General features: G+C 41.5%; 15 protein-coding genes and 1 other annotated feature. Of the genes, 14 read left to right on the top strand and 1 reads right to left on the bottom strand.

The annotated features are described in order from the left end of the window. Window positions 1-2: 2 nt before the first annotated feature. From AC4HAI_RS02930 to AC4HAI_RS02915, 4 genes are all read left to right on the top strand, one after another. A complete protein-coding gene (locus tag AC4HAI_RS02930; RefSeq protein WP_491110377.1) occupies window positions 3-647 on the top strand; it encodes a TipC family immunity protein in 645 nt (214 codons plus the stop codon). 183 nt (window positions 648-830) lie between these two features. Then, window positions 831-2663, top strand: coding sequence for a translation elongation factor 4 (gene lepA, locus AC4HAI_RS02925; RefSeq protein ID WP_491110376.1), 1833 nt, complete (start codon window positions 831-833; stop codon window positions 2661-2663). Between the two features lie 180 nt (window positions 2664-2843). Then, window positions 2844-5102 (top strand): GBS Bsp-like repeat-containing protein, encoded by a 2259-nt coding sequence (locus AC4HAI_RS02920; RefSeq protein WP_491110374.1) that lies wholly within the window; start codon window positions 2844-2846, stop codon window positions 5100-5102. Window positions 5103-5441: 339 nt separating this feature from the next. After that, window positions 5442-5948 carry an EbsA family protein gene (locus AC4HAI_RS02915; RefSeq protein ID WP_491110372.1) on the top strand — a complete coding sequence of 169 codons (507 nt, stop codon included), beginning with the start codon at window positions 5442-5444 and terminating at the stop codon, window positions 5946-5948. On the opposite strand, the gene AC4HAI_RS02910 is transcribed toward AC4HAI_RS02915, so the two are convergent. Beyond that, a complete protein-coding gene (locus tag AC4HAI_RS02910; RefSeq protein ID WP_491079445.1) occupies window positions 5932-6129 on the bottom strand; it encodes a ferredoxin in 198 nt (65 codons plus the stop codon). The genes AC4HAI_RS02915 and AC4HAI_RS02910 overlap by 17 nt on opposite strands. 46 nt (window positions 6130-6175) lie before the next feature. Here AC4HAI_RS02910 and AC4HAI_RS02905 point away from each other — a divergent pair, with 46 nt between their 5' ends. The 10 genes from AC4HAI_RS02905 to pheA all read left to right on the top strand — a co-directional run bounded on the left by AC4HAI_RS02905 (window position 6176) and on the right by pheA (window position 13190). After that, window positions 6176-6784, top strand: a complete 609-nt coding sequence (locus tag AC4HAI_RS02905) for an SAG1386/EF1546 family surface-associated protein (RefSeq protein ID WP_491079444.1) — start codon at window positions 6176-6178, stop codon at window positions 6782-6784. A 1-nt stretch (window position 6785) separates the two neighbouring features. Continuing rightward, window positions 6786-7466 carry a (d)CMP kinase gene (gene cmk / locus AC4HAI_RS02900; RefSeq protein WP_491110370.1) on the top strand — a complete coding sequence of 227 codons (681 nt, stop codon included), beginning with the start codon at window positions 6786-6788 and terminating at the stop codon, window positions 7464-7466. 22 nt (window positions 7467-7488) lie between these two features. Next, window positions 7489-7626 (top strand): hypothetical protein, encoded by a 138-nt coding sequence (locus tag AC4HAI_RS02895; protein WP_491079713.1) that lies wholly within the window; start codon window positions 7489-7491, stop codon window positions 7624-7626. Then, window positions 7490-7618 (top strand) — a sequence feature (ribosomal protein L20 leader region). It overlaps the preceding gene by 129 nt. Before the next feature lie 4 nt (window positions 7627-7630). Continuing rightward, window positions 7631-8164: a translation initiation factor IF-3 gene (gene infC, locus AC4HAI_RS02890; RefSeq protein ID WP_491079712.1), complete on the top strand. Its 534-nt coding sequence runs from the start codon at window positions 7631-7633 to the stop codon at window positions 8162-8164. 35 nt (window positions 8165-8199) lie between these two features. Next, window positions 8200-8400: a 50S ribosomal protein L35 gene (gene rpmI, locus AC4HAI_RS02885; RefSeq protein ID WP_075346980.1), complete on the top strand. Its 201-nt coding sequence runs from the start codon at window positions 8200-8202 to the stop codon at window positions 8398-8400. 43 nt (window positions 8401-8443) lie between these two features. Then, entirely contained in the window at window positions 8444-8803 is a 360-nt protein-coding gene (gene rplT, locus AC4HAI_RS02880) for a 50S ribosomal protein L20 (RefSeq protein WP_491079711.1), read from the top strand. Window positions 8804-9077: 274 nt separating this feature from the next. Continuing rightward, window positions 9078-10379, top strand: a complete 1302-nt coding sequence (locus AC4HAI_RS02875) for a polysaccharide deacetylase family protein (RefSeq protein WP_491079710.1) — start codon at window positions 9078-9080, stop codon at window positions 10377-10379. Between the two features lie 237 nt (window positions 10380-10616). After that, on the top strand, window positions 10617-11900 hold the full coding sequence (gene aroA / locus AC4HAI_RS02870) for a 3-phosphoshikimate 1-carboxyvinyltransferase (RefSeq protein WP_491110368.1): 1284 nt from the start codon (window positions 10617-10619) through the stop codon (window positions 11898-11900). Continuing rightward, window positions 11893-12375 carry a shikimate kinase gene (locus AC4HAI_RS02865; protein ID WP_491079708.1) on the top strand — a complete coding sequence of 161 codons (483 nt, stop codon included), beginning with the start codon at window positions 11893-11895 and terminating at the stop codon, window positions 12373-12375. The genes aroA and AC4HAI_RS02865 overlap by 8 nt, the downstream gene beginning before the upstream one ends. Further along, window positions 12366-13190 (top strand): prephenate dehydratase, encoded by an 825-nt coding sequence (pheA, locus tag AC4HAI_RS02860; RefSeq protein WP_491079707.1) that lies wholly within the window; start codon window positions 12366-12368, stop codon window positions 13188-13190. The genes AC4HAI_RS02865 and pheA overlap by 10 nt, the downstream gene beginning before the upstream one ends. Window positions 13191-13202 lie beyond the last annotated feature (12 nt).

Raw genomic sequence — 13202 nt, 5'->3', positions numbered from 1 at the left:
AGATGAGAAAGATTTTTAGGATAATCTTCCCCTTTCTGTTTGTTATTACGTTTATTGGTATGACGGTTTATGTTAATTTAGATGCTTCACAGCGTATTGATTTGAGGCATTATGACAATGTCTTTGATGAGATGTCTCAAGGGTTAAGGAAAAATACAAATTCTAAATTTGCTAAGAATATTGGAGGGGAAGATATTTCTAATCAATTTTATACTATGCAGGATAAACCGGATGATGAGTATTTTTATGTATCAGATAATAAAAATGGAGAGAATAAGAAAATTCCAAGAAAGATTAATAATTTAGGAGTAAGAATAAGTAAAGTATCCAAAAAAGAGCCAATATTTATCTATTACTATTACCAGCTAACCGACAAATTGGAAACAAAGATTATTTTTGAGTATTTCAAAAATACTAAAACCTTATCACAGACTCTTACGATAATGGATGGTGGTACAAAGAGCGACTTTCAACAAGCACTTACAGACAAAGGACTGACAGTAAAAGACTTTCAAAGGCAGACTGGAGATATTCTAGGGCGTACGGTTATCCGATCATGGATAGGTGCAAAAGACAGTAAAAGTCATTTTTCGGAAAAAAACTGGGGTGATGTTAAGATTAGCTCCATGACCGTGAAAGAAGATTGAGCTTTTTAGCAGACAGTCCACAGGCAGTTGTTTAATTTTATCTGTTATCATAGGCGTATTATTCATGATTGATTCTCGGTATCCCTATAGTGTAGTAGCTTTTGTTACTTGAAATCCACTTTGGTGATAGGTGGATTTTTTGCTATAATAGTCTTACTAAGAATCTGATTTAAAGGAAAAACTATGGACATTCAAGAACTAAAAAGACGCCAAGAGAAAATTCGTAACTTCTCCATCATTGCCCATATTGATCACGGGAAGTCAACTTTGGCTGACCGTATCTTAGAAAAAACCGAAACAGTGTCAGACCGTGAGATGCAGGCTCAGCTTCTTGATAGCATGGATCTAGAGCGAGAGCGTGGGATTACTATCAAGCTCAATGCTGTTCAGCTCAATTACACGGCAAAAGACGGAGAGACTTACATCTTTCACCTGATCGATACACCAGGGCATGTAGACTTCACCTATGAAGTGTCCCGTTCTCTGGCTGCTTGCGAAGGGGCAGTCTTAGTGGTCGATGCAGCTCAAGGGATCGAAGCGCAGACCTTAGCCAATGTTTACTTGGCTCTGGATAACGATTTGGAAATCCTCCCCGTCATCAATAAGATTGACTTACCTGCGGCAGACCCAGAGCGTGTTCGCCAGGAAATCGAAGATGTCATTGGGCTAGATGCTAGTGAGGCTGTGCTGGCCTCTGCCAAGGCTGGTATCGGTATTGAAGAGATTCTTGAGCAAGTTGTTGAGCAGGTTCCTGCTCCGACAGGAGATGTTGAAGCCCCCCTACAAGCCCTCATTTTTGATTCCGTTTACGATGCCTACCGTGGTGTCATCCTCCAGATCCGTATTCAAAATGGAATCGTTAAACCAGGTGATAAGATACAGCTCATGAGTAATGGCAAGACCTTTGATGTGACCGAGGTTGGTATTTTCACCCCTAAGGCTGTCAGTCGTGACTACCTTGCGACTGGCGATGTAGGCTACATCGCAGCCTCGATTAAGACGGTAGCAGATACACGGGTCGGTGATACTATTACTCTGGCGGATAATCCAGCTGCTGAGCCGCTCCACGGCTACAAGCAGATGAATCCTATGGTCTTTGCGGGGCTCTACCCTATTGAGTCAAACAAGTACAACGATCTACGTGAAGCACTTGAAAAGCTTCAGCTCAACGATGCTAGCCTTCAGTTTGAACCTGAGACCTCTCAGGCCCTTGGTTTTGGCTTTCGCTGTGGCTTCTTAGGACTTCTTCACATGGATGTTATCCAGGAGCGACTGGAGCGAGAATTTAATATTGATTTGATCATGACGGCGCCATCGGTCGTTTACCATGTCAATATGACAGATGGAGAACTATTAGAAGTTTCCAACCCATCAGAATTTCCTGAGCCTACTCGTGTTGACAGTATTGAAGAGCCTTTTGTTAAGGCACAGATTATGGTGCCACAGGAGTTTGTTGGCTCAGTCATGGAACTTTGCCAGCGCAAGCGTGGTGATTTTGTGACGATGGAATATATTGATAATAACCGTGTCAATGTCATCTACCAAATCCCTCTAGCTGAAATTGTCTTTGATTTCTTTGATAAGTTAAAATCCTCTACCCGTGGCTATGCCAGCTTTGACTATGAAATCTCTGAGTACCGCAATTCCAAGCTGGTTAAGATGGATATCCTCCTTAATGGTGAGAAAGTTGATGCGCTCAGCTTCATTGTTCACAGTGAATTTGCCTATGAGCGTGGAAAACTTATCGTTGAAAAACTCAAGAAAATCATCCCACGTCAACAATTTGAAGTGCCTATTCAGGCAGCCATTGGCCAAAAGATCGTAGCACGGTCTGATATTAAAGCCTTACGCAAAAACGTCCTTGCCAAATGTTATGGTGGTGACGTTTCTCGGAAACGCAAACTCTTAGAAAAACAAAAGGCTGGTAAGAAACGCATGAAAGCCATCGGATCAGTAGAGGTGCCACAAGAGGCCTTCCTTTCAGTCCTATCCATGGACGAAGATGAGAAAAAATAAGTCTACAAGGCTAGGAAAATCAAATGCCTAATAGACAGTGACAATAAAAAATAGAAAATTCCTTAGAATTTTCTATTTTTTTACGGATAAATAGGTGTAGGACGTTTGATTTTGTCTATTTTCGGGCAGTATGATAAACTAATCCTAATTTTAATCTACAATACTGAGGAAAGGTATATAATGATGAGAAAACGAATGTACAAGGCGAAGAAACACTGGATTGTTGCAAGTGCAGTCTCGGTCGCTATTTTAGGGGCGGGCACAAGGGTTCAAGCTCAAGAACAACCAAGTAGCCAGACAGAAGGCCAGATAGTAGAGGTTGCACAAAGAGATCAAGCAAGCACTCCTGAGTTAGATCCTGCTGCTAGTCAGACCACTCCAGATGAGCCTTCTTCTAGCTCATCTGTTCCCCAAAATCCTCAATCTAGTCAAGTAGTAGAGGAAGGGGCGACAGTAGAGGCGGAAACTACTCCTAAAACACAGTCAGCTCCCCAATCTACTGAACATAAGGCAACACAGAGTACCTTTTCTCTTCCAGAGACCAATCTTTCTCATCCTGCTAGCACGAGCAAGATTGTAACAGCTCCAAAGCCTGCCAGTGTAGCGACTATCGCTAAGGCAAAAGATAAATCAAGCTTTACTGATGTTTCTCTAAACAATCAAAAGCTAGTCCTTCGATACAAGAAAAAGATCAGCAAAGGTGAATTGATTAAATTTGCCCTCTGGTCAGATAGAAAAGGTCAGGACGACCTGGTCTGGTACCAAGCTGATAAGACCGGTGCTGCTTATATTGATCTAAGTAAGCATAAGGATTCTGGGAAATATCATATCCACACATATTCTCTAATCAAGGGGAAAATGCTTGGCCGACAGGCGCAAACTATCAGCGTATCGTTGCCAAAAGATACTGGACAAACTAAAGCGACTAAACCAACAGCAAAGACTACAGTCAAGCTGGGCAGTAAAGGTATCGAAATAGCCTCACAAACTAAGGGAATTAAAGAGCTGAAGCAATTACGTTATGCCGTTTGGTCTGAGACCAAGGGACAAGATGACATCAAATGGTACTCAGCTGACCAAAATGGAAAAGCCATAGCTCCTTATAAAGAACACTCCGGATATGGAAAATATAATGTCCACACTTATTTAGAGCAAGCAGGTAAAATGATAGGTCTGGGAAAAACCAGCCTAACGATAGCTAAACCCAATGTTAAAGCTAAAGCAACTCGCAAGTCCGATTTTAGTTATATGGTAACCCTCACTAGCCTCCCAGCTTATATCACAGCTGTTAAGATCCCTGTTTGGACTAAGAAAAATGGGCAAGATGAGTTGACCTACTATACAGCCAAGAAGGATAGCAAAGGGAATTATTCAGCAGAAGTTTTACTTAAAAATCACAAGTTTGAAAAGGGACAATATATCGCCCACATTTATGGAAATTCTGCTTTAGACAATGGAAAGTCAAAGCTGATTGGTAGCACAGGCTTTACGGTTAGCAAAGCACCAAAACCAACCAAGCCCTCTGTAAAAGTGACCCAGCATAATCCAAAAGCTGGTACTCTCGTTGTTGCGATCAAAGAGACATCAAGCTCCAAAAAGCTAGCCAAGCTAGAAGTAGCCGCTTGGTCTCAAAAAAATCAAGCCAATCTCAAATGGTATCAGGCATCGGTAGTCAATGGCAAGGCAAGTCTCACTATCGATCAAAAGTTACATGACTTTATCAAGGGAAATTATCATGTTCATGCTTATCTAACAGATGTAGATGGAGTCAAAACGGGTTACAATCTAGGCCAATACCAGCTCACTAGTGAGAAAAAAATAGGCTATTTTGTTGATATTAGCAGTCACAATGGGGATATTTCTGTTGCCGATTTCAATAAACTAAAAGGTCAAGGTATCACAGGTGTTGTGGTCAAATTAACAGAAGGAACAGGCTATATTAATCCTTATGCAAGTAGCCAAATACAAAATGCCAAGGCAGCTGGCATGAAGGTGTCAGCCTATCATTTCTCACGGTATTCTAATCCTGATCAGGCTAGGGCGGAGGCAAGTTATTTTGCGAACACAGCTCGCTCATTAGGCCTGGGGACAGATGTGCTCATGGTTAATGACATGGAAAGCAACGATATGCTAACAGATGTTAATGGCAATACGCAAGTGTGGACTCAAACCCTAAAGTCTTTGGGGTTCAATAATCTAGCCTATTACACTATGGCCAGCTGGTTGGATAGCCGTGGCGGTAGTCTGAACACCTCTGCATTAGGTCTGCAAAATCTTTGGATAGCCCACTATGTAAATGGCTATACCTATTTATCCCAAAAAGAGGCTCAAGAGTATAGTTACTATTCCGATGCTGCAGCTTGGCAGTATACGAGTGTGTCTACTAAACTAGGGAATTATCTAGACGAAAATATTGATTATACTGGTCGATTTAGTTAAAGCAATAGGCTAGAGACAGCCCGAAAATAAGCTATAAACAGATAGTAAGACAGAAAAAAGTGAAATTATTTAAGATTCCTGCTCCTGGCTCTCTGATCTCCTTAAGGCTTGGGAAATATGATACTGCTAGAGTACCTAATGAGTTGTACAAGGCTACTAGGTAAGTTTAGCTACTGTCTCTCATTTCCCACCACAAGGTGGTCCATAACATTGATGAAATACAAAAGGCTGAGAACGTTTATCTCAGTCTTTTGTATCTAGAAATTTCTCACTCAGGTAGGATTTGTCATGGGAAAAAGTATAGGATTGTGGTAAAATAATTTAGAATGGAGGAGGCCTATGATTAAGTTATTTGGAAAGGTTCGCTACCATTGGCAGCCGGAGTTAACCTGGTCCATCATTTATTGGTCCATCACCTTTATCCCAGTGTTTATTGCCATGTCAATGTTCTATGAGCGTCTTAATGTATCCATATCTGGACTATTGATGCTTGCCATTTTTATCATGACTTTAGTTGGTTTGGGATTTCATCGCTATTTTGTCATCAGTGAGAATCATAAGTTGTGGATTAATTCTTTCAATTTTTTTAGCCCATTTGAGGTTGATATCGCAGATATTGCCCGTGTCGAAGTGACGAAAGGGTCATTGACATTAGTTTTTGAGAATGATTCCCAAAAAAGATTTTATATGAGAAAGTGGCCTAAAAAATATTTTTTGGACAATTTAGTGTTAGATGAAGCTTTTAGAGGTGAAGTAGAACTTTTAGACCACTCAGACACTCTAGATTATTTTGAGCTCTATCAAAATGATAAAAAAGAAAAGCCCTCGCTTAGGAATCAATCCTGAGAGCTTTAGTTGGACAAGACTTGACAGCGAGCCTATTGTCCTGAGAGTCATCTAAATCAGCAGTCAGTGCATCCGTTTGACTAAACTTGACGATACCGTCATCGTGATAATCAAAGCTGTCAGAATAGGTTTGACACAGACCGCAAGCAATACACTTTTCTGGAATAATTGAAATTTTCATAGTATTATTTTAGTACGGATTTATATATTTTACAAGGGAGGAACATATGTCAAAAAAGCCATGGGAAACACGTATCAATGAGGTTGATGAGCAGGATCTTGATGATGAAGAAATTGTAGAAGAAACAGATCAAGATGACGATACGGATGAAACACGATCTAGTAAGTCATCTAAAAAGCAGAAAAGTCATAGACAGAAGAAAGATCGAATGGCCAGCACTCCTATTTTAACCATTCTCTTGAGCATTTTCTTCTTTATCGTAGTGACGATCCTATTTTTTGTATTTTGGACCTCAAATGGGGGAGGAGCACAGACTTCCAAGAGCGGTCAGTTTTATCAGGCAGCCAAGTCCAGCTCTTCCTCAAGCCAGAAGTCATCAAAAAAATCATCTAGTCAAACTAAAGAAAGTGCCGAGTCTTCTTCAAAACCTTCTTCTACTAGTAAAAGTAGTTCCTCATCTTCAAGTTCATCATCGTCTTCAACGTCATCGTCAGAAGCAGCTGGTGAAACCATCACGGTTCAAGAAGGTGAAGGTGAAGCATCCATTGCTGCCCGGGCAGGGATTTCAGTTGAGGAATTGCGTGCTCTAAATCCAGACCATGTTCAAAATGGTACTTGGTTTGCCTTGCCAGGAGATGAGGTAGTCGTTAAATAAGATGAAACAGATTAAAATTGCTATCGATGGCCCAGCTTCTAGTGGTAAAAGTACGGTTGCAAAAATTATTGCTAAAAATTTAGGCTACACCTACCTTGATACAGGAGCTATGTACCGTTGTGCTACTTACTTAGCCATGACTCACGATCTTTCTGAGGATCAGGTGGATGACCTACTAGCTTTGATTACTCGCCACCCAATTTCATTTGGTGTTGCAGCTGATGGCAGTCAAACAGTATTGCTAGGCGATGAGGATGTGACGTTAGCCATCCGTCAAAATGATGTGACCAATCACGTTTCAGCTATCTCAGCCCTTCCTGAGGTGCGTGAAAGATTAGTTGACGAGCAGCGCAGAATTGCTGCAAAAGGTGGGATTATCATGGATGGACGTGATATTGGTACGGTAGTCCTTCCGAATGCTGAGCTCAAAATTTTCCTAATTGCTTCTGTCGAAGAACGTGCAGAACGTCGCTACAAGGAAAATCAGGAAAAAGGGATTCCCACTGATTTTGAACAGCTAAAAAAAGAAATTGCAGAACGTGACTACAAAGATAGTCATCGTAAGGTATCACCTCTCAAGGCGGCAGAAGATGCCATTACCTTTGATACGACTGGTATAAGTATTGATGGGGTGGTCGATTTTATTACAGAAAAAGCAAAGAAATTAATTGACATGAACTGATAGTTATGATAGACTATCATCAATGAGAAAAGCAGAAGTGAGAGCTTCTCGCCTTGCGACTAACGTTGTCTGGCTCTACATGTCAAAGTTCAAAAAGATGAACTATTATGTAGTGCGGGCTTGGTTTGTCAAGTCCGCTTTCGTTTTTCTCAAAAAATGAAGAGGTGAAAATCATCGCAAAAAAAGATTTATTCATAAATGATGAAATTCGCGTTCGGGAAGTTCGCCTTGTGGGACTCGATGGGGAGCAGTTAGGCATCAAGCCTCTGTCTGAAGCACAGGCAGCAGCTGACGAAGCTAATGTTGACCTTGTCTTGATTCAACCACAAGCAACTCCACCAGTTGCAAAAATTATGGACTATGGCAAGTTCAAATTTGAGTATCAAAAGAAACAAAAGGAGCAGCGCAAAAAGCAAAGCACTGTTACTATTAAAGAAGTGCGTCTCAGTCCGGTTATTGATAAGGGTGATTTTGAGACTAAACTTCGCAATGGCCGTAAATTTCTTGAAAAAGGCAACAAGGTCAAAGTTTCTATCCGCTTCCGCGGTCGTATGATTACTCACAAGGACATCGGAGCTAAGGTTTTAGCCGACTTTGCTGAAGCGACTCAAGATATCGCTATCATTGAGCAACGTGCTAAGATGGATGGTCGTCAGATGTTTATGCAATTGGCGCCAATCCCTGATAAGAAAAAGTAAGGGATACCAAGAAAACGACATAAGGAGAATTTAAAATGCCAAAACAAAAAACACATCGTGCATCAGCTAAACGTTTTAAACGTACAGGTTCAGGCGGTTTGAAACGCTTCCGTGCCTACACATCTCACCGTTTCCACGGTAAAACTAAAAAACAACGTCGTCATCTTCGTAAAGCATCTATGGTGCATTCAGGAGACTTCAAACGTATTAAATCAATGCTGACACGCATGAAATAAGCGTTAGCATACAGGAACTTAAGAAATTCGGAGGAAATATTAAATGGCTCGTGTTAAAGGTGGCGTTGTTTCACGTAAACGCCGTAAACGTGTACTGAAATTAGCTAAAGGTTACTATGGTGCTAAACACATCTTGTTCCGTACTGCAAAAGAACAAGTGATGAACTCTTACTACTATGCTTACCGTGACCGTCGTCAACGTAAGCGTGATTTCCGCAAATTGTGGATCACTCGTATTAATGCAGCTGCACGTATGAACGGTTTGTCATATTCACAGCTTATGCATGGCTTGAAGTTAGCTGAAATCGAAGTGAACCGCAAGATGCTTGCTGACTTGGCTGTCAATGATTCTGCAGCATTTACAGCATTGGCTGATGCGGCAAAAGCAAAACTGGGTAAATAAGATTCAAGATTTAAAAAAACAAGTTCAATGTGAGCTTGTTTTTTAGTATCTGAAACTATTGAAAAAGCCAACAGCTGCTGTGCTAAGTTAGTGAAAATAGATAAGAATAAAGTAAGATACATGTTGTCTGATATGCGGATAAATTATTTTGGCCCCGCTTGATAATAGCTATAGGAAATACAGAGAGGGACAGTAAGTAGATGATTTAAACAAGTTCTTGATACATCAATGTTTTTCCTCTATAATAAAGGTGATTGAGTTAAAGGGGAATATCGTGAAAAAATATATCTACTTTCTGTATGCTGCTATTTTTGTCTCAGCTGCTCTGCTAGGCTTGCTCATCTACCAGCATGCTGTCGTCCAAGATGATCTACATGCAGTAACAAAAATGGAGATCAATAAAAGCCGTCAAAATGGTCCGATTAGAGTGATTAGAGAAGGGACGACCTATTACCATTTCCCAGCTGATTCTGATGGTAAGATTAATGGTCCACTAAAGAAAGAGATAAAACAATTAGGGACTAAGCGCTCTGAGGGCAGCTATCGCTTTATTGGATTGTCTTACTCCCAAGTCCAGCTCAGCGGTATCCGTCAGGCAGACATTTATATGGATACCTATCAGTCCAAGGATAAAAAGCTAAGACGCCAGAAGACTAAAATCTTACAATCGATTATCGTCAATTCTGATAATTCACGTGTTACCTTGGCAGACTTTTTATCTCGCTCACCCAAGGCCAAAGATGACCTGAAGCCTCTAGTGGAAAATAGCTTGAAATCTATCGCTCTTAGCAATAAAGATAGAAAGCAACTGATGGCCACCTTCCAAAAAACAAGCCTAAAATCACAAGACTATGATTATCGTAATGGGGAGCTAAGACTGTTGATCCAAGACAAGTCCATCCCATTAGAGATAGACCAGCTCTACTCTATTTTAAACCCTATTTATTTAAAAAATGAAGACCTGAAGGCCTATCAAACCTACAAACATAGTAGCAATGCCTACCATCAAAAGATGTCTGGTCGTTATGTTGCTTTGACTTTTGATGACGGACCAGATGCAACAACGACGCCTCAAGTGCTGGAAATTCTCAAAAAATACCGTGCAAAGGCCACCTTCTTTGTGGTTGGCCAAAATATTGAGGGAAATGAGTCTATCATGAAAGATCTCGTGGATGACGGCCAAGAAATTGGGAATCACTCATGGAGCCATTCCATGCTAAGCAGTTTGCCGATGGACGCCTTAGATATTGAAATAAATCAAACAAGTAAGGCGATTCAAGATGCCACTGGCCTACCACCAGCTGTTCTGAGACCACCTTACGGTCAAACAAATGAAACAGTCCGCAATGCATCAAACCTTTATGAAGTTCTCTGGGATGTTGATACTCTTGATTGGCAGAGCAAGGATCCAGATGCTATTCTTGAACAGGTTAAGCAACAGACCAAGGAGGGGAGTGTGATCTTGATGCATGATATTCATCCAACAACAGTTCAAGCCCTTCCAAAAGTTCTCGACTACCTTAAGTCTCAAGGCTACACCTTTGTGACGGCTAGTCAACTCTACGGCTATGCTTGATAGCCACAAGAGAGCAAGACAAGGGACAGGGGGCAACCGTTGTACTTGTCTGATAAATCTATAACAATGCTTAAAAGTCTGGACTTTGCCTCCAGGCTTTTTAGTTAGTGAGAAGACATAAAATAGTGATTCGACTTAAAATCATCCAAAAGTCCCAAAGAATTTTCGGATCAGCTCTGAATATTTGAAGGCTTTGTGGTAAAATATTGATAATCATTTGCATATTGGAGCCTATTTATGAAACTTGAAACAGCTGTTGATCACCTGCGTGGTCACCTACGTATTCCTGGGGATAAATCAATTAGTCATCGTTCTATCATGTTCGGTAGCCTAGCTAAGGGCGTGACGACGGTACATGATATCTTGAGAGGAGAGGATGTCCTCTCAACTATACAGGCTTTTCGTGATATGGGAGTCACTATCGAAGATGATGGCAAGCTAGTGAAAATTCACGGTGTAGGTTTTGATGGTCTCAAGGCACCAGAGCAAGCATTAGATATGGGGAATTCGGGTACCTCTATTCGGTTGCTTTCAGGTCTTCTTTCAGGTCAAGACTTTGCTGTTGAGATGGTGGGAGATGACTCCTTATCTAAGCGTCCTATGGACCGTGTATCAATTCCCTTGAGAAAGATGGGCGTAGAGATAGCCGGTCGCACTGATCGTGATTTACCCCCCCTTAAAATGCATGGCTCCAAATCCCTCGCGCCTATCCATTATGAGCTTCCCGTTGCATCTGCTCAGGTTAAATCCGCTCTTATTTTTGCAGCCTTGCAAGCTGATGGGGAATCTATCATCATTGAAAAAGAGAAAACACGTAATCATACGGAAGATATGATCACTCAATTTGGGGGTCACTTAGAAATTGAAGGCAAGGAAATTCGTGTACGGGGTTCTCAAACCTTCACAGCTCAGGATATCCATGTACCTGGGGATATCTCCAGTGCAGCATTCTGGTTGGTCGCAGGTCTCGTACTACCAGATAGTAAGATTGTGCTCGAAAACGTTGGGATCAATGAAACACGAACGGGTATTCTGGACGTCATTAAATCGATGGGAGGTAAACTGGCTCTAAGTGAGATCGATCCAGTCGCTAAGTCAGCAACGATTACAGTGGAAACATCAGAGCTCCACGGTACAGAAATATCAGGAGAGATTATCCCCCGTTTGATTGATGAACTGCCTATTATTGCGCTCTTAGCTACTCAGGCTAAGGGGCAGACAGTTATCCGTGATGCTCAAGAACTCAAGGTAAAGGAAACGGATCGTATTCAGGTTGTAGCCGATGCCTTAAATAGTATGGGGGCAGAGATTCATCCGACTGCTGATGGTATGATTATTAATGGAAGAACCCTCCTGCATGGAGCTCATATCAATACCCAAGGGGATCATCGCATTGGAATGATGGTAGCTATTGCTGCCCTTTTAGTCAAGACTGGTGAGGTTGAGCTTGATCGAGCAGAAGCGATTAATACCAGCTACCCAACATTCTTTGACCACTTGAAAGAGTTGATCAATGGCTAAGATTTTAATTGGCTTCATGGGATCAGGTAAATCCTCTGTAGCATCTTTGGTAGATCCTGATTTTATTGATATGGATCAGGTGATAGCAGACAAGATTGGAATGACTATTGCTGATTTTTTTGAGCAGCACGGAGAAGCAGCCTTTCGTCAACTTGAAAGACAGACCCTTTCTGATTTGTCAGAAAGTCACCACCTTATCTCAACAGGAGGCGGAGTAGTTTTGAGCCCAGAAAGTCGCCAGCTCCTAGCGGCTAATGGACAGACTATTTATCTACAGGCTGATTTTGATACCTTATATGATCGTATCCAAGCTGATAAAGCCAATATTAGGCCCCTCTTCGTCCATAATGACAAGGACAACTTTAAGGCTATCTTTGATAGCCGTCAGAAGCTTTATCAAGCCTCAGCCAACTATACTATTGATGTGACAGACAAATCACCAGAAGCGATTGCGGAGATAATTAAATGTTTGTAGGTTATTTGGGCCCTAGTGGGTCTTTTACACATAATGCAGCCTTGAGGATCTTTGCTGATGCTGAGCTTAAGCCTTATAAAACGATAACAGAAGTTATCAAGGCCTATGAGAAGCAGGAAGTGGATTATGCCATCGTTCCTGTTGAAAATTCTATTGAAGGCTCAGTTCATGAGAGCCTAGATTATCTCTTTCACCGTGCAGAGATCAGGGCTACGGCTGAGATTGTTCAGCCCATTAAACAGCAGTTAATGGCAAGCCGGACAGACAGAGCTATTGCTAAGATTTTTTCCCATCCTCAAGCTATTGCTCAAGCCAAACAATATCTCCAAGATCACTTTGCACATGTGGCCATAGAGCCTACAGCTAGTACCGCCTATGCAGCACGCTTTGTGGCTGATCATCCTGATAAGCCCTATGCAGCGATTGCTCCTACAGTAGCGGCTGAAGAGTACGGTTTAACCATCATTGGAAGAGATATCCAAGAAATAGATGAGAATTTTACACGATTCTGGCTCTTAGGTCACGATAAGCCTCAAATCGATCTGAAAGCATCAGCCCATAAGTTAAGTTTAGCCCTGACCTTACCAGACAATCTGCCGGGCGCTTTATACAAAGCCCTATCGGTATTTGCCTGGCGTGGCATTGATTTGACTAAAATTGAAAGCCGCCCCCTAAGAACAGTCCTGGGAGAATATTTCTTTATTTTGGATATCGATAACCAAGATCCAGAGCGGGTCGGCTTTGCTTTAGAAGAGCTGGCTAGCCTAGAAATTACCTATAAAATACTGGGAGACTACTCGGTCTTCACGATATAAGTAAAAGGAACG

This window comes from Streptococcus sp. ALY_208, from assembly GCF_058314295.1.
The sequence above is the reverse complement of the archived record's forward strand: the minus strand, read 5'-3'. Positions and strand labels throughout refer to the sequence as shown.

What these genes read in the sequence shown, in the direction of transcription:
- AC4HAI_RS02930 (WP_491110377.1), top strand. Translation starts at nt 3, where the DNA reads ATGAGAAAGATTTTTAGGATAATCTTCCCCTTTCTGTTTGTTATTACG.
- lepA (WP_491110376.1), top strand. Translation starts at nt 831, where the DNA reads ATGGACATTCAAGAACTAAAAAGACGCCAAGAGAAAATTCGTAACTTC.
- AC4HAI_RS02920 (WP_491110374.1), top strand. Translation starts at nt 2,844, where the DNA reads ATGATGAGAAAACGAATGTACAAGGCGAAGAAACACTGGATTGTTGCA.
- AC4HAI_RS02915 (WP_491110372.1), top strand. Translation starts at nt 5,442, where the DNA reads ATGATTAAGTTATTTGGAAAGGTTCGCTACCATTGGCAGCCGGAGTTA.
- AC4HAI_RS02910 (WP_491079445.1), bottom strand. Translation starts at nt 6,129, where the DNA reads ATGAAAATTTCAATTATTCCAGAAAAGTGTATTGCTTGCGGTCTGTGT.
- AC4HAI_RS02905 (WP_491079444.1), top strand. Translation starts at nt 6,176, where the DNA reads ATGTCAAAAAAGCCATGGGAAACACGTATCAATGAGGTTGATGAGCAG.
- cmk (WP_491110370.1), top strand. Translation starts at nt 6,786, where the DNA reads ATGAAACAGATTAAAATTGCTATCGATGGCCCAGCTTCTAGTGGTAAA.
- AC4HAI_RS02895 (WP_491079713.1), top strand. Translation starts at nt 7,489, where the DNA reads ATGAGAAAAGCAGAAGTGAGAGCTTCTCGCCTTGCGACTAACGTTGTC.
- rpmI (WP_075346980.1), top strand. Translation starts at nt 8,200, where the DNA reads ATGCCAAAACAAAAAACACATCGTGCATCAGCTAAACGTTTTAAACGT.
- rplT (WP_491079711.1), top strand. Translation starts at nt 8,444, where the DNA reads ATGGCTCGTGTTAAAGGTGGCGTTGTTTCACGTAAACGCCGTAAACGT.
- aroA (WP_491110368.1), top strand. Translation starts at nt 10,617, where the DNA reads ATGAAACTTGAAACAGCTGTTGATCACCTGCGTGGTCACCTACGTATT.
- AC4HAI_RS02865 (WP_491079708.1), top strand. Translation starts at nt 11,893, where the DNA reads ATGGCTAAGATTTTAATTGGCTTCATGGGATCAGGTAAATCCTCTGTA.
- pheA (WP_491079707.1), top strand. Translation starts at nt 12,366, where the DNA reads ATGTTTGTAGGTTATTTGGGCCCTAGTGGGTCTTTTACACATAATGCA.